The sequence below is a fragment of the Microbispora sp. CA-135349 genome, from assembly GCF_050947365.1.
GTDB lineage: Bacteria > Actinomycetota > Actinomycetes > Streptosporangiales > Streptosporangiaceae > Microbispora.
Genome location: NZ_CP192001.1, coordinates 7432522 through 7447500, shown reverse-complemented (window position 1 = coordinate 7447500; position 14979 = coordinate 7432522). Strand labels below are relative to the sequence as shown.

14 protein-coding genes and 2 rRNA genes (1 of these 16 only partly in view) are annotated in these 14979 nt (G+C 67.0%); 10 read left to right on the top strand and 6 right to left on the bottom strand.

Going from position 1 to position 14979, the window contains the following annotated elements:
• The 3 genes from ACQPZZ_RS34310 to ACQPZZ_RS34300 all read left to right on the top strand — a co-directional run.
• Window positions 1-2616 (top strand): 23S ribosomal RNA (locus ACQPZZ_RS34310); it begins 490 nt to the left of the window's first position.
• Window positions 2617-2682: 66 nt separating this feature from the next.
• Window positions 2683-2799: ribosomal RNA gene (gene rrf, locus ACQPZZ_RS34305) — 5S ribosomal RNA — on the top strand.
• Window positions 2800-2886: 87 nt separating this feature from the next.
• The gene (locus ACQPZZ_RS34300; protein ID WP_432925949.1) at window positions 2887-3768 is read left to right on the top strand and encodes a phosphotransferase family protein; all 882 of its coding nucleotides are present in this window, start codon (window positions 2887-2889) and stop codon (window positions 3766-3768) included.
• Here ACQPZZ_RS34300 and ACQPZZ_RS34295 read toward each other — a convergent pair.
• Genes ACQPZZ_RS34295 through pstS form a run of 5 tightly spaced genes read right to left on the bottom strand, consistent with a single transcriptional unit; the run spans window position 3758 to window position 8297 of the window.
• Complete coding sequence (locus tag ACQPZZ_RS34295) at window positions 3758-4462, bottom strand: response regulator transcription factor (protein WP_432925948.1); 705 nt, start codon at window positions 4460-4462, stop codon at window positions 3758-3760. The two genes, ACQPZZ_RS34300 and ACQPZZ_RS34295, sit on opposite strands and share 11 nt — an antisense overlap.
• A 55-nt stretch (window positions 4463-4517) precedes the next feature.
• Window positions 4518-5294, bottom strand: coding sequence for a phosphate ABC transporter ATP-binding protein PstB (gene pstB, locus ACQPZZ_RS34290; RefSeq protein ID WP_432925946.1), 777 nt, complete (start codon window positions 5292-5294; stop codon window positions 4518-4520).
• Between the two features lie 3 nt (window positions 5295-5297).
• Window positions 5298-6200, bottom strand: a complete 903-nt coding sequence (gene pstA / locus ACQPZZ_RS34285; protein WP_363646993.1) for a phosphate ABC transporter permease PstA — start codon at window positions 6198-6200, stop codon at window positions 5298-5300.
• Window positions 6197-7177 (bottom strand): phosphate ABC transporter permease subunit PstC, encoded by a 981-nt coding sequence (gene pstC, locus ACQPZZ_RS34280; RefSeq protein ID WP_363646994.1) that lies wholly within the window; start codon window positions 7175-7177, stop codon window positions 6197-6199. The genes pstA and pstC overlap by 4 nt, the downstream gene beginning before the upstream one ends.
• A 4-nt stretch (window positions 7178-7181) precedes the next feature.
• Complete coding sequence (pstS, locus tag ACQPZZ_RS34275) at window positions 7182-8297, bottom strand: phosphate ABC transporter substrate-binding protein PstS (protein WP_432925943.1); 1116 nt, start codon at window positions 8295-8297, stop codon at window positions 7182-7184.
• Between the two features lie 164 nt (window positions 8298-8461).
• On the opposite strand from pstS, the gene ACQPZZ_RS34270 reads away from it, so the two are divergent.
• Both ACQPZZ_RS34270 and ACQPZZ_RS34265 read left to right on the top strand, forming a co-directional pair.
• Window positions 8462-8920 (top strand): low molecular weight protein-tyrosine-phosphatase, encoded by a 459-nt coding sequence (locus ACQPZZ_RS34270; RefSeq protein ID WP_363646996.1) that lies wholly within the window; start codon window positions 8462-8464, stop codon window positions 8918-8920.
• A complete protein-coding gene (locus ACQPZZ_RS34265) occupies window positions 8907-9713 on the top strand; it encodes a fructosamine kinase family protein (RefSeq protein ID WP_432925940.1) in 807 nt (268 codons plus the stop codon). The genes ACQPZZ_RS34270 and ACQPZZ_RS34265 overlap by 14 nt, the downstream gene beginning before the upstream one ends.
• Window positions 9714-9716: 3 nt before the next feature.
• Here the strand turns inward: ACQPZZ_RS34265 and hisN are convergent, their stop codons facing one another.
• The gene (gene hisN / locus ACQPZZ_RS34260; protein ID WP_363646998.1) at window positions 9717-10502 is read right to left on the bottom strand and encodes a histidinol-phosphatase; all 786 of its coding nucleotides are present in this window, start codon (window positions 10500-10502) and stop codon (window positions 9717-9719) included.
• Between the two features lie 81 nt (window positions 10503-10583).
• Between hisN and ACQPZZ_RS34255 the strand changes: the two genes are divergently transcribed.
• The 5 genes from ACQPZZ_RS34255 to ACQPZZ_RS34235 all read left to right on the top strand — a co-directional run bounded on the left by ACQPZZ_RS34255 (window position 10584) and on the right by ACQPZZ_RS34235 (window position 14950).
• Window positions 10584-11021: a DUF4442 domain-containing protein gene (locus ACQPZZ_RS34255; protein WP_432925937.1), complete on the top strand. Its 438-nt coding sequence runs from the start codon at window positions 10584-10586 to the stop codon at window positions 11019-11021.
• 234 nt (window positions 11022-11255) lie between these two features.
• Window positions 11256-12062, top strand: a complete 807-nt coding sequence (locus tag ACQPZZ_RS34250) for a GntR family transcriptional regulator (protein ID WP_432925935.1) — start codon at window positions 11256-11258, stop codon at window positions 12060-12062.
• Window positions 12063-12232: 170 nt separating this feature from the next.
• On the top strand, window positions 12233-12421 hold the full coding sequence (locus ACQPZZ_RS34245) for a hypothetical protein (protein ID WP_432925933.1): 189 nt from the start codon (window positions 12233-12235) through the stop codon (window positions 12419-12421).
• A 707-nt stretch (window positions 12422-13128) separates the two neighbouring features.
• Entirely contained in the window at window positions 13129-13878 is a 750-nt protein-coding gene (locus ACQPZZ_RS34240; protein WP_363647001.1) for an SDR family oxidoreductase, read from the top strand.
• Between the two features lie 34 nt (window positions 13879-13912).
• Complete coding sequence (locus tag ACQPZZ_RS34235; protein ID WP_432925931.1) at window positions 13913-14950, top strand: hypothetical protein; 1038 nt, start codon at window positions 13913-13915, stop codon at window positions 14948-14950.
• The last annotated feature ends 29 nt before the right edge of the window (window positions 14951-14979 follow it).

Here is a 14979-nt window from a genome sequence, read left to right as displayed (position 1 = left end):
CTGCCAGGACCACCTGGTAAGCCTAAATACTTCCTGATGACCGATAGTGAACGAGTACCGTGAGGGAAAGGTGAAAAGCGCCCCGGTGAGGGGTCGTGAAATAGTACCTGAAACCGTGTGCCTACAAGCCGTAGGAGCGTAGTCGTCTTCGGGCGGCTGTGATGTGACTGCGTGCCTTTTGAAGAATGAGCCTGCGAGTTATGGTGTGTGGCGAGGTTAACCCGTGTGGGGGAGCCGTAGCGAAAGCGAGTCTGAATAGGGCGCCTGGAGTCGCATGCTGTAGACCCGAAGCGGGGTGATCTACGCATGGGCAGGTTGAAGCGTGGGTAAGACTGCGTGGAGGACCGAACCCACCAGGGTTGAAAACCTGGGGGATGACCTGTGTGTAGGGGTGAAAGGCCAATCAAACTCCGTGATAGCTGGTTCTCCCCGAAATGCATTTAGGTGCAGCGTTACGTGTTGCTTGCCGGAGGTAGGGCTCTGGATGGCTGATGGGCCCGACAAGGTTACTGACGTCAGCCAAACTTCGAATGCCGGTAAGTTGAGCGTGGCAGTGAGACTGCGGGGGATAAGCTCCGTGGTCGAGAGGGAAACAGCCCAGATCACCGACTAAGGCCCCTAAGCGTGTGCTAAGTGGGAAAGGATGTGGAGTCGCAGTGACAACCAGGAGGTTGGCTTAGAAGCAGCCACCCTTGAAAGAGTGCGTAATAGCTCACTGGTCAAGTGATTCTGCGCCGACAATGTAGCGGGGCTCAAGTACACCGCCGAAGTCGTGGCACTACCAGTTCTGCTGGTGGTGGGTAGGGGAGCGTCGTGCGAGCCGGTGAAGCCGCCGAGTGATCGTGTGGTGGAGGTCGTGCGAGTGAGAATGCAGGCATGAGTAGCGAGTCAGAAGTGAGAATCTTCTGCGCCGGATGACCAAGGGTTCCTGGGGCAGGTTCGTCCGCCCAGGGTAAGTCGGGACCTAAGGCGAGGCCGACAGGCGTAGTCGATGGACAACGGGTTGATATTCCCGTACCCGCTGTGATGCGCCCATATCGAATCCAGTGATACTAAGGGTCCTTAGCCCGGTTGGCTCTTCGGAGCCGGCGTCAGGGTGAACGCCTGGCCTGATCTGGTAGTAGGTAAGCGATGGGGTGACGCAGGAAGGTAGCCCAGCCCGGGCGGTGGTTGTCCCGGGGTAAGCATGTAGGGCGAGAGATAGGCAAATCCGTCTCTCATTAAGCCTGAGGTGTGATGCCGAGCCGATTGTGGCGAAGTGGGTGATCCTATGCTGCCGAGAAAAGCCTCTAGTGAGTGTCGCGGCGGCCCGTACCCGAAACCGACTCAGGTGGTCAGGTAGAGAATACCAAGGCGGTCGGGTGAACTGTGGTTAAGGAACTCGGCAAATTGCCCCCGTAACTTCGGGAGAAGGGGGACCTTTACTGGTGATGAGACTTGCTCTTTGAGCTGGTGGGGGTCGCAGTGGCCAGGGGGAAGCGACTGTTTACTAAAAACACAGGTCCGTGCGAAGTCGTAAGACGATGTATACGGACTGACGCCTGCCCGGTGCCGGAACGTTAAGGGGACCGCTTAGCACTCTTCGGGGTGCGAAGGTGAGAACTTAAGCGCCGGTAAACGGCGGTGGTAACTATAACCATCCTAAGGTAGCGAAATTCCTTGTCGGGTAAGTTCCGACCTGCACGAATGGCGTAACGACTTCCCCGCTGTCTCAACCACAGGCCCGGTGAAATTGCAGTACGAGTAAAGATGCTCGTTTCGCGCAGCAGGACGGAAAGACCCCGGGACCTTCACTACAGCTTGACATTGGCGTTTGGAGCGTCTTGTGTAGGATAGGTGGGAGACTGGGAAGCTCTGACGCTAGTCAGGGTGGAGTCATTGGTGAAATACCACTCTGGTCGTTTTGGACGTCTAACCCGCGCCCGTGTATCCGGGTGGGGGACAGTGTCTGGTGGGTAGTTTAACTGGGGCGGTTGCCTCCTAAAAGGTAACGGAGGCGCCCAAAGGTTCCCTCAGCCTGGTTGGCAATCAGGTGTCGAGTGTAAGTGCACAAGGGAGCTTGACTGTGAGACTGACGGGTCGAGCAGGAGCGAAAGCTGGGACTAGTGATCCGGCATCGGCGTGTGGAAGCGGTGTCGCTCAACGGCTAAAAGGTACCCCGGGGATAACAGGCTGATCTTCCCCAAGAGTCCATATCGACGGGATGGTTTGGCACCTCGATGTCGGCTCGTCGCATCCTGGGGCTGGAGTAGGTCCCAAGGGTTGGGCTGTTCGCCCATTAAAGCGGTACGCGAGCTGGGTTTAGAACGTCGCGAGACAGTTCGGTCCCTATCCGCTGCGCGCGCAGGAGACTTGCGAGGGGCTGTCCCTAGTACGAGAGGACCGGGACGGACGAACCTCTGGTGTGCCAGTTGTTCCGCCAGGAGCACGGCTGGTTGGCTACGTTCGGTAGGGATAACCGCTGAAAGCATCTAAGCGGGAAGCTCGCCTCAAGATGAGGTCTCCCACCACGAGAGTGGGTAAGGCCCCCTAGAGATGATGGGGTTGATAGGCCGGAAGTGGAAGCGCAGTAATGTGTGGAGCTGACCGGTACTAATAGGCCGAGGACTTGACCATATTATGCTCGCGTTCACTATGTGATCTCAGAGACAGCAGCCAGGTTGGTTGTGTGTTTCATGGGGTTACGGCGGTTATAGCGGCAGGGAAACACCCGGTTACATTCCGAACCCGGAAGTTAAGCCTGTCAGCGCCGATGGTACTGCACCGGGGACGGTGTGGGAGAGTAGGACGCCGCCGGACAATTTTGTGGAAGGGCCATCCCGTTTGGGATGGCCCTTCTTTTTTGTCCCCAGCCAATCGGCCTGATCGGTCGCTAGGGTTACGGGAGTGACCGAGCGACTCATCCGTGCGCTGGCCCGCCACCTGCCCGGCTACGTGGTCGGCAGCGTCGTACGGCTGGGCGAGGGACAGGACAACGCGGCGTACGAGGTCAACGGTGAGTTGGTCGTGCGACAGAGCAAGGTCGACGATTCGGTGCTGCGCGGGGAAGTCGTGCGGCGAGAGGCGGCGTTGCTCGCCGCCGTGAGCGAGTTGTCCCCGTTGCCGGTGCCGCGGACGGTCTTCGTCGACGAGGAGGCGGGGCTCCTCGCGTACGGCAAGTTGCCCGGTCGTCCGCTGCACCTTCACCCGGTGAGGGACCCCGTGCGCCTGGCGGCTCCTCTGGGCGGTTTCCTCAGCCGGCTCCACACGGCGCCGGTGGAGCGCATGAACGCCTTCGTGCCGCACGACGCCTTTCCATTGAGCGATCTGCTGGAGGAGGCCGAAGGCCACTACCGCGAGATCGTGGCCCACGTGCCGACGGCCGCGCGACGGCTGGTCGAGGGGTTTCTCGGCACCGCGGCCCCCGCGGAGCCCGGTGTGCTGACGTTCTGTCACAACGACCTGGGCAGTGAGCACGTGCTGGCGGACGCCGAAACGAGCACCGTGACGGGGATCATCGACTGGACGGACGCGGCCATCGCCGATCCCGCCTACGACCTCGCACTGGTCTACCGGGATCTCGGTTCCGAGGTCTTCGAGCGGACGCTGGCGCATTACCAGGGGCGCCTCGACGACGCCGGCCACGAGCGGGTCGTCTTCTACGCGCGGTGCGCGCTGCTGGAGGACGTGGCATACGGCCTGCACACGAACGCCCGGTCCTACGCGGATGCCGGCCTGGCCCACCTCGCTCGGGTCTTCTCCCGGAACGAGGACGGTCTCACCCGCTGACCAGCCGGTAGCCGACTCCCCGCACGGTCTGGATCATCGCGTCCTCCACGTCGCCCAGCCGGGCGCGCAGGCGCTTCACGTGGACGGCGATGGTGTTGGTCGACATGCCGTCGGTGGAGTGCCAGACGTTGCGCATGATCTGTTCGCGGGTGACCGTTCTGTCGGCGTTGCGCATCAGGTAGTGCAGCAGCTCGAACTCGCGCAATGGCAGGTGCACGACGCGCCCGCCGACCTTCACCTGGTACGCCGTCACATCGAGTTCCACGTCGCCGATCGTCAGCACGCTCCGCTGGCCGTCCTGGCGCCGGAAGGCGGCCTGGACGAGGGGGAGCAGCTCGGGCACGCGGTACGGCCTGGCCACGCAGGCCGTCGCGCCCGCCTCCAAGGCCTGAAACGCCTGCCCGGCATCGCCCCCGAGGTCGACGCCGAGCAGGACGGGCACGGACCGCATGAGCCGTACGGCGCGGACGAAGTCGACGGGGCCGACGATGGGGAGGGAGGCGCAGATCAGCACCGCGTCGGGCCGGAGCGCCCCGGCCTGCAGCAGCGCCTGGGCGCCGTCAGAAACGCCGGTCACGTCGACGCCCTCGGCCTGCATGGCGGCCGAGAGCTGCCGCACGAGTCCCGCGTCCGGATCGGCCACCAGGAGCATGGGCGCCGTCCGCGTGTCCCCCTCCACTGCGGGTGCCGTCACCCGGGTCCCTCCAATGCTGTCAGCCGGATGCGGTGGTCGGCCGAAAAGGCGGTCGTCAGCCGAAGCGGCCCGTGATGTAGTCCTCGGTCGCCTTCTCGGCCGGATTCGTGAAGATCTTCGAGGTCTCGTCCATCTCGACCAGCTTGCCGGGCTGCCCCTGCGCGGCCAGGTTGAAGAACGCGGTCTTGTCGCTGACCCGGGCGGCCTGCTGCATGTTGTGGGTCACGATCACGATCGTGTAGTCCTGCTTGAGCTGGGAGATCAGGTCCTCGATCGCCAGCGTCGAGATGGGGTCGAGGGCCGAGCACGGCTCGTCCATCAGCAGCACCTGCGGGCGTACGGCGATCGCGCGGGCGATGCACAGGCGCTGCTGCTGGCCGCCGGACAGGCCCGCGCCCGGCTTGTTCAGCCGGTCCTTGACCTCGTTCCAGAGGTTGGCGCCCTTGAGCGACTCCTCGACGATGCCCTCCAGCTGGGAGCGCGAGTGGCGGCCGTTGAGCCTCAGACCCGCCGCGACGTTGTCGAAGATGGACATCGTGGGGAAGGGGTTCGGCCGCTGGAACACCATGCCGATGGTCCGGCGGACCGACACCGGGTCGACGTCCGCGCCGTACAGGTCCTGCTCCTCGAGGCGGACCTTGCCCTCGACCCGGGCGCCGGGAATGACCTCGTGCATCCGGTTGAGGGTCCGCAGGAACGTGGACTTCCCGCAGCCCGAGGGGCCGATGAAGGCCGTGACCGACCGCGGCTCGATCGTCATCGAGATGCCCTCGATCGCCTTGTGCGAGCCGTAGTAGGCGTCGAGTCCCGCGACTTCGATCTGCTTGGCCATTTCTTACCTCCTCCTCGCGGGCGAACGCCACCAGGTGATGAGGCGTGCGACCAGGTTGAGCAGCATGACGATCAGGATCAGCGTGAGCGCGCCCGTCCAGGCCCGGTCGATCGCGGTGTCCGTGGGACGGCCGGCCTGATCGAAGACGTACAACGGAAGCCCCATCTGGGGCCCGTTGAACGGGTCGTTGTTGATGGAGTCGGTGATGAAGACGGTCAGCAGCAGCGGCGCGGTCTCGCCGGCGACGCGGGCGACGGCCAGCATGACGCCGGTCACGATGCCGGTGAACGCCGTGGGCAGCACGACCTTGACGATCGTGCGCCACTTGGGCACACCCAGTGCGTACGACGCCTCGCGCAGCTCGCGGGGGACCAGGCGGAGCATCTCCTCGGCGGACCTGACCACGACCGGCATCATCAGGATCGACAGGGCGAGCGCGCCGGCGAAGCCGGAGAACGGCATGCCGAGCACGAGGATCCAGAAGGCCAGGACGAACAGTCCGGAAACGACGGAAGGGACGCCGGTCATGACGTCCACGAAGAAGCTGATCGTGCGCGACAGCCGCCCGCCCTCGCCGTACTCGACGAGGTAGACGGCGGTGAGCAGGCCGATCGGGACCGCGATGAGCGACGCGAGCAGGACCTGTTCGAGCGTGCCGATGATGGCGTGGTAGGCGCCGCCGCCGGCGTCACGCGCCCCGATGTTGCGCATCGAGTGGGTGAGGAACTCCATGTCGAAACGGCCGATGCCGTTCTTGACGACGAGCCACAGCACCGACAGCAGCGGGATGACCGCGAGCGCGAACGCCAGGTAGACGAGCACCTGGACGATGCGGTCCTTGGCCCGCCGGGCCGCGGAGATGGGCTGGATTCCGGTCCGTATCCGGATTTCGGTCTGTGCGGTCACGCTGCGGCCCTCGCGTACTCCTTGCGGCGGGCGATGACGAAACGGGCGGCCATGTTCACCAGCAGGGTGATGAGGAACAGGACGAGACCCGAGGCGATCAGCGCGCCGCGGCCCACCTCGGTCGCCTCGCCGAAGCCGTTGGCGATGTTGGCGGCGATGCTGTTGCCGTACGGGCCGAGGATCCGGAACGAGATCGTGAACGTCGCCGGGAAGATCAGCGCGACCGCGATCGTCTCGCCCATCGCGCGGCCGAGGCCGAGCATGGCGGCGCTGATGACGCCGGGCCGGCCGAACGGCAGGACCGACATCCTGATCATCTCCCAGCGCGTCGCGCCGAGTGCGAGCGCGGCCTCTTCCTGCATCTTGGGGGCCTGCAGGAAGACTTCGCGGGAGATCGCGGCGATGATCGGCAGGATCATGATCGCGAGCACGAGCGACGCGGTGAGCATGCTCTTGCCGACCACGGTGTCCCCGCCGAACAGCGGGATCCAGCCGAGGTAGTCGTTGAGGAACTTCGACGGGCCGAGCATGAACGGCACGAGGAAGGTGACGCCCCACAGGCCGTACACCACGCTGGGGACCGCCGCGAGGAGGTCCACCACATAGCCCAGGACGGAGGCGAGCCGCCGGGGCGCGTAGTGCGAGATGAACAGCGCGACCCCGACCGCCACCGGGGTGGCGATGACCAGCGCGAGCAGCGAGCTCAGCACGGTGCCGAAGGCGAGCGCCCCGATGCCGAAGACGGGCTCGGTGGCGTTCGGCTGCCAGGTCGGCTCGGTGGCGAAGTGGGAGGTGTTCGCCTGGAGGGCGGGGACGGCCTTGACGACCAGGAACACCCCGATGGCGGCCATGATCGCCAGAAGGACGACCCCGGCCCCGGTCGAGGCGAAGCGGAACGGGCCGTCGCCGCGGCTGCGCCGGAAGGCGGACCGGCGCATGGCCGGCCCGCTCTCCCTGGTTCTGGTTGACGTCGCCATCTGGTTAGGCGATCGCCTCGACCGCGCCGCGGACCTTCGTGAGCAGGCTCGACGGCAGCGGGGCGTAGCCGAGGCTGGTCAGCGCCTGCTGGCCCTCGTCGCTCGAGGTGTAGCCCAGGAACGACTTGACCAGCTTCGCGTCCTCGGCCGTCAGGCCCTTCTCACAGGTGATCTCGTACGTCACGAGCACGATCGGGTAGGCGCCCGCGGCCTTGGTGGCGTAGTCGATCTTCAGCTTGAGGTCGTTGCCGGTGCCCGCGATCTCCGCGGCCTCGACGGTCTTGCCCGCGCTCTCCGGCGTGAGCTCGACGTACTCGCCCGCGCCGTTGGCGACCTTGGCCTTCTGCAGCTGGGAGTTCTCGGCGAAGGAGAGCTCCACGTAGCTGACCGCGCCCTCGGTGCTCTTGACGCTGGAGGCGATGCCGTCCGAGCCCTTGGCGCCCTGGCCCTGGGCCTCGGCGGGCCACGCCTTGGCCGGCTCGTACGGCCAGTCGGCGTCCGCTGTGGCCTTCAGGAACTTGGTGAAGTTGTCGCTGGTGCCCGACTCGTCCGAGCGGTGGAACGCCTGGATGGCGGTCGAGGGAAGCTTCGCGTCGGGGTTGTCCGCCTTGATGGCCGGGTCGTCCCACTTGGTGATCTTGCTGTTGAAGATGCCGGCGATGGTCTTCGGCGACAGCTGGAGGCCGTCCACGCCAGGCAGGTTGTAGACGACGGCCACCGGGCCGGTCACCATCGGCAGGTTGATCGCCTTGCCGGTCTTGCAACGGGCGTCGGCCTGGGCGGGCTCGCCCTTCTCGTCGTTCAGCGCCGAGTCGGAGCCGGCGAAGGCCACCGTGCCCTGGATGAACGCCTGCACGCCGGCGCCGGAGCCGCTCGGGTTGTAGTTGATGCTGACGCCGGGGTTCGACGACTGGAAGTTCTTCTTCCACTCCGCGATGGCGTTCGCCTGGGCCGAGGAGCCGGCGGCGTTGATGGTGCCCTTCACGGTGTCGTCGCCCTGCACGGGAGCGGCGGCGCTGGAGGTGCCCCCCGCGGTGCTCGTATTGTCATCGGTCCCGCATGCGGCGAGCGAGAGCACGCCGGCGATGGTGGCGGCGGCGAGCCGGCCTGCATACTTCACGGTTGTTCCTCCCCATGTCTTCTCAACAGCAGGGACGGTAAGGAGCCAAGGTGACGCAAAGCCCTGGTAAAGGTGAACGGGTAATGAACGCCCCCAGTCGCTCTTGTGCGACCCCAGAAGAGATAACGGCCAGGTCACGGGCGTTATGGGAGAGGATTGAGTTCATGAAGCGTGTATGTCTGGTCTGCATGGGCAACATCTGCCGCTCGCCGATGGCCGAGGTCGTGCTGCGCCGTACGCTGGCCGAACGCGGGCTCGACGCCGAGGTGGACAGCGCCGGCACCGGAGGCTGGCACGCGGGGGAGCCGATGGACGAGCGGGCCCTGGCCACCCTGGCCGACCACGGCTACGACGGCTCGTCCCACCGGGCGCGCCAGTTCGACCGGGCGTGGTTCGCCGAGCGCGACCTCATCCTCGTGATGGACCGCGACAACCTGCGCGCCGTACGCGCCATCGCGCCGCCGGACGCCGACGTGCGGCTGCTGCGGTCGTTCGACCCGGCGGCACCCGAGGGCGCCGAGGTGCCCGATCCCTACTACGGAGGACGCGAGGGGTTCGTCGAGGTGCTGCGCATGGTCGAGGCCGCCTGCGAGGGGGTGGCGAAGTACCTTGAGGATCACTAGGGACCTCGGCGGCGGACACGCCTGGACGCTGCATGAGGGCGTGCTCGGCGACGGCCGCAGGGTCTTCGTCAAAAAGTGCGGGGCCGCGTCGGCCGTGTTGGAGAGTGAGGCGGCGGGGCTGCGCTGGCTGGCCGAGCCGGGAGCGGTGACCGTCCCCGAGGTGGTCGCCGCGGACGGCGGCACGCTGGTGCTGGAGTGGATCGACACCGTCCCCGCGACGGCCGATGCCGCCGAGCGGTTCGGCCGGGCGCTCGCGGCGCTGCACGCCGCCGGGGCCCCGGGTTTCGGCGCCCCGTGGCCCGGTTACATCGCCGAGCTTCCGATGGGCAACGAGCCCGCGCCGGACTGGCCGTCGTTCTACGTGTCCCGCCGGGTGCTCCCGTTCGTACGGCTCGCGCGTGACCGCGGCGCGCTGTCGGCCGCCGATGCGGAGCTGGTCGAGGATGCGTGCGAACGGGTGGCGGAGATCGCCGGGCCGGCCGAGCCGCCGAGCCGGATCCACGGCGACCTGTGGAGTGGGAACCTGTTGTGGTCGGCGGACGGGGTCGTGCTGGTCGACCCGGCCGCCCACGGCGGCCACAGGGAGACCGATCTCGCGATGCTGGCGCTGTTCGGGGCGCCGCACCTCAACACGATCCTCGCCGCCTACCGCGAGGCGGCGCCCCTCGCGGACGGCTGGCGTGAGCGCGTGCCTCTGCACCAGCTCCATCCGCTGGCCGTGCACGTCTGCCTGTTCGGCGAGGCGTACCGCGGCAGCCTCCGCACGGCCGCCGCAGACGTGCTGGCGTTGTAGGGCTCAGCGGGGGGACAGGCGCTTGAGGACCTCGTCGTGGAGCAGGCCGTTGGTGCACACCAGGTTGCCGCCGTCGAGCGGCGGGGTGCCGTCGAGCGCCGTGCAGGAACCGCCGGCCTCCTCCACGATGATCGTCAGCGCGGCCATGTCCCAGGGGGACAGTTCGGGCTCGGCGGAGATGTCGGCCGATCCCTCGGCGACCAACATGTGCGACCAGAAGTCGCCGTAGCCGCGGGTGCGCCAGCACTCCCGGGTGAGGTCGAGGAACGGGTCGAGCCGCCCGGCCTTCTCCCATTCCTCCAGGTCGGAGAAGGAGAAGGAGGCGTCGTCGAGGCGGCCGACCGAGGAGACCTCGCAGCGCGTGGCCTTGCTCATGCTGCGCCCGGTCCACGCGCCGCTCTCCTTGGCGGCCCACCAGCGGCGGCCGAGCGCCGGGGCCGAGACCACGCCGACGACGACCTTGCCGTGCTCCATCAGCGCGATCAGCGTGGCCCACACGGGGACTCCGCGGACGTAGTTCTTCGTGCCGTCGATCGGGTCGACGATCCAGGAGCGCATGCCGTAGCCGGTCATCCCGAACTCCTCGCCCACGACGGCGTCGCGGGGGCGGGCGCGGCGCAGCGTGCCGCGGATCGCCTCCTCCACGGCCCGGTCGGCATCGCTGACCGGGGTGAGGTCGGGCTTGGTGTCGACCTTGAGGTCCACGGCCTTGAAACGGCGCATCGTGATGTCGTCGGCGGCGTCCGCCAGCAGATGCGCGAGGTGCAGGTCGTCGCGGTACTCCGTCACAGGCCCAACGTATCGTGCCGCGACCTGCTCACATCAGAGGATGGATCGCCCCGGACCATACCAGCCGGTAACATCCCGGCCATGGACATCGGCGCCTTCATGCTCGACAGCGTCCCGTTCGCGCGACTGCTCGGCATCACGTTCGACTCGATCGGCCCCGGCACGGCGGTCGCCCGCCTGGCCGACCGGGCGGATCTGCACAACCACGTGGGCGGCCCGCACGCCGGTGCCCTGTTTACCCTGGCCGAGACCGCCTCGGGCGCGGCCATGCTGTCGGCCTTCGGCGACCAGTTGTCCCGGGCCGTGCCGCTGGCCGTCGAGGCGGGGATCCGCTATCTCAAGCTCGCGAAGGGCGAGGTCACGGCCGCCGCCGCGGTGCGTGCCGAGCGGGAGACGGTCGTCGCCCGGCTGGACGCGGGGGAGCGGCCCGAGTTCGAGGTCGGCGTCGAGATCCGCGACGCCGAAGGAGTGATCGTCTCCGAGATGACGGTCTCCTGGACCCTGCGGCCCAACCGCTGACCGCGCCGTGGGGCGGTCAGCGGGCCCCGCGTACGGGGTGATGCCGGGTTTCGGGACGTTGCTCCCCGAACGAGCCATAGTCGTGTAACTGATCGGATAGGCTGATGCACCCCTCGTGGGCCGGCCATGCCGGCTGCGCGAGGAGCGGTCCGCGCACCGCCGGGTGCACGAACAGTGGAGACCACATAGACGAAGCGTGACCGACGCGGGTAACGATCAACAGGGAGAAGCGGAATGCCGTCGTTCCCTCCGCACAACGCCCGCCCTCCTCTGCAGGGGACGCAGGGAGGCGAGCCCAAATATCAGGCGATCTACCGGGACCTGCTCGCGCAGATGAACCGCGGCGAGCTCGCGCCCGGGCAGCCTCTCCCGTCGCAGCGCGAGCTCAGCCAGCACTACGGGGTCAGCCTGATGACGGTACGGCAGGCACTGCAGCGGCTCAGTTCCGAGGGCCGTGTCGAGCAGCGGCACGGCCTCGGCACGTTCGTCGCGGAGAACGTGATCCCTCACGAGATGAACAGCCTGCGCAGCCTGGCCGAGGACCTCGCCCTGCGGGGCGTCGACCTCAAGACGAGGCTCCTCGGCGTGCACCACGTGGAGGCTCCCGCCTCCGTCCAGGTGGACCTCGGCCTCTCTCCGCGCGCCGACATCGTGCTCGTCGAGCGCCTGCGGGTGATAGCCGGTCGCCCGGTAATCCTGCAGCGCTCCTACCTGCCCGCGGAGCTGGCCCGCCGGCTGGCGGACGAGGAATTCGAGCGCAGGCCCCTCTATCGGCTCATCGAGGACCGATGCGGACTGGTGCTCGGGTCGGCGAAGGAGTCCATCAAGCCGATCGTGCTGACGCAGGAACAGGCTGAGTTGCTGGGACAGTCCGCGGGTGGCGCCGCCCTGATGAGCGACCGTGTCACCTTCGACGTCGAGGACAAGCCGGTGCTGGTGGACCGGGCGGTGATGTGGGCCTCCCACATCGTCTACACCGCACGGCGGCAGACCCCGGGTGCGGCCCCGGACCCTGCCGTGCTGCTGCACCTCGAGATGTGACAGCCCGCGAGATGTGACAGCTTGCGAGACGTGACAGTCCGCCGGGAAGCGGGAAAAGCGGGGCGCGGGGGTTGACCGCGCGGCATCCCTCTGTGAGAGTTCTAGAAGACTAGAACTCCACATCGGCGTGTGCGGATTCCGATGCGCGCGGAGGTGGCGCCCGGGCGAGGGTGCTCGACATCGTCGCCCGGCCGGATGAGTCGCACCTGACCTTTTCCGGCCGGCTGGGCATCGTCACCGAAGCCCCGAGCTTCGCGCATCATATTCGGACTCGTCGGCAGATCCCCCGTAAGTGCATCGGCGGCCGGGCGATCGAGTTTTCCACTTCCGATACACCCACGGGATGGAACCGAAATTGACTGGTGTATTGACTGCGTGTGAGGCGATCTGTCTAATACAAAGGGCGCCTGACGTGCGAGGTGATCGCCAAGCGCCGGAAGGGGTCGTCCCTCATCGATGCGGGACGACCTTCGGGAAAATTTGAAAGCAGCGTACGGTCGTTGCCGAGGTGATCGCCGGAAGGCGGATCGCGAGGGCGTCGATCCCACCCGGTAACCGTATCCGCCGTAGCCGAGCGGCGAATTCCGCGGCACTCACGCGTCTTCCCGTGGGCGTCCGAACGTGCTGTCGTGTTCGACGGAGAATTCGACGAATAATGTGATGGGTGAGGTGGTGGTGGGTGCGCGAAACAAGGTTTGACTGATTTGTTTACACGACTTAGCATACTTCGTGAGAGCACTCGGGAACGAGTGAGAAAATAGGCCCGGGTCCGCGTCGGGCAGTGAACGGCTGAAAAACGATTCGCAGCCCGATCGTTCGATGAAAAATGGCCGGCGCTCTTTCGCCGGCTCATGGCGTGGCGTGTGGCCCGTGATAGGGCATGTCATTGCAGGGCGATTTCGCCTGCCGTCGGCGCGGCACATCCTGTCAACGGTGTGCCGGTCGTTCGCTGCGCGCGAATCATGCCCATGTTCCGATTCCGGGCGGCGGGAACGCCCGCCCAGCCCTTCGCAAGCAGGGTTCGTCGATTCGTCGTTGGAGCACATGTGTTCAGGGGGTGTCGCCTGTGTCAGGCACGGCTGTGGTGACCGGCGCGAGCAGTGGCATAGGCGCGGCGACCGTCCGCCGCCTGGTGAAGGACGGATTCGACGTCGTGGGAGTGGCCAGGCGCGCGGACCGGTTGCGGGTCCTCCAGGAGGAGACCGGCGCCCGGGTGCACGCGCTGGACGTCACCGACGACGACGCGGTCCGGCGTTTCGCGGCCGGATTGCCCGGCTGCGACGTACTCGTGAACAACGCGGGCGGCGCGTTCGGCGCGGACCACGTGGCCGCGGCGTCCCTGGACGACTGGCGGCACATGTACGAGGTCAACGTCATGGGGACGTTGCACGTGACGCAGGCGCTGCTGCCGCTGCTGCGTGCCGGCGGCGGGACGATCGTGACCATCACCTCCACCGCCGCGTTCGTCAACTACGAGGGCGGCGGCGGATACAGCGCGGCCAAACACGCCGAACACGCGCTCGTGGAGACCCTGCGCCTGGAACTGAACGGCGAGCCGGTCCGCGTGATCGAGGTGGCGCCCGGGATGGTGCGGACCGGCGAGTTCGCGCTCAACCGCGTGCGCGGCGACGTGGAGAAGGCGGCCGCGGTGTACGCCGGCGTCGACCGCCCGCTGACCGCCGAGGACGTGGCCGAATGCGTCGCCCTGGTCGTCGGGCTTCCGCCGCACGTCAACGTCGACCGGCTCGTCGTCCGTCCGCTGGCGCAGGCCGCCCAGCACAAGGTCCACCGCGGCTCGCTGTTCGAGCGGCCCTGAGTCAGTCACGACACGCTAGGAACCGAGGAGATCCGTGAAACTGCACCGCGAAGCGCTGACCCCGCAGATGCAGGAGTACGACAGATTCTTCGATCACGGAGACATGAACTACCAGCCGTATCTGATGTACTTCCACCAGCAGGGCTTCCGGTCGCCGACGGTCAACAGCGACCGCTCCGGGTTCCGCCTGTCGGTCGGGCCGGACGGCGAACGGGCGTCGGTCGCGGGACACGTGCCGCCGGGCCCGGTCCGGCTGATCACCGGCGGCTCCACCGCGCTCGGGATCGGCGCGACCGGCGACGAGCACACCCTGGCGTCCCTGCTGTGGAGGCGTTACGCGCCGTCCGGGCCCTGGCTCAACTTCGCCGGCCGGTGCTACAACTCGACCCAGGAACTGCTGCTCTTCACGCTCTACCGCCATCTGCTGCCGGAGATCGACGAGATCGTCATCTTCAGCGGGCTCAACAACCTGACCGTCGGCAGGCTGCCCGAATGGCAGCAGGGCGACCACGGAGCCTTCTGGTTCTGCGGAGAGTACTTCACGGCGATGGACGAGCTGCGGGAACGCAACCGGAAGACCTCGAAGGTCTTCGGCAGGCGATCCGACCGGGCGCGGACCAGCCGCGTCGCCACCTTCGACGACGTGCGGCGCGACATCGGGCAGGTCATCGACTCCGCGGCCGAGCTCACGCTGCGCCACCTCGAGACCTGGCGTCGCCTGGCCGGGCCGAACACCCGGATCTCCTACGTCCTGCAGCCCATGTTCCTGTGGATGGGCAAGTCCTGCTCGCCCGAGGAGAAGCTCCTGTTCGAGGAGATCGACCGCATCTCCAAGCTCGGCACGTGGGAGGAGCTCTACGGGGACATCTCCACGCCGGACGTGGCCCGGCGCTTCGCCGAGGCGCTCCAGGCCGGATGCGAGAAGAGGGACGTGCGGTTCCACGACCTCAACCCGGTGGCCGCCGCCACGATGACCGGGAACGACTGGATCTTCGTGGACCGGGCGCACTACACCGACAAGGGCTACGACGTGGTCGCCGGCCTCCTGGCCGAGACCCTCGGGCTCTCCTGACCTTCCGTCCGATCAATCCGACCGGCGGT

Bases quoted from the DNA above. Each gene is read 5' to 3' on its own strand.
- pstB (WP_432925946.1), bottom strand. From the start codon at position 5,294: ATGGCCAAGCAGATCGAAGTCGCGGGACTCGACGCCTACTACGGCTCG.
- pstC (WP_363646994.1), bottom strand. From the start codon at position 7,177: ATGGCGACGTCAACCAGAACCAGGGAGAGCGGGCCGGCCATGCGCCGG.
- ACQPZZ_RS34270 (WP_363646996.1), top strand. From the start codon at position 8,462: ATGAAGCGTGTATGTCTGGTCTGCATGGGCAACATCTGCCGCTCGCCG.
- ACQPZZ_RS34255 (WP_432925937.1), top strand. From the start codon at position 10,584: ATGGACATCGGCGCCTTCATGCTCGACAGCGTCCCGTTCGCGCGACTG.
- ACQPZZ_RS34250 (WP_432925935.1), top strand. From the start codon at position 11,256: ATGCCGTCGTTCCCTCCGCACAACGCCCGCCCTCCTCTGCAGGGGACG.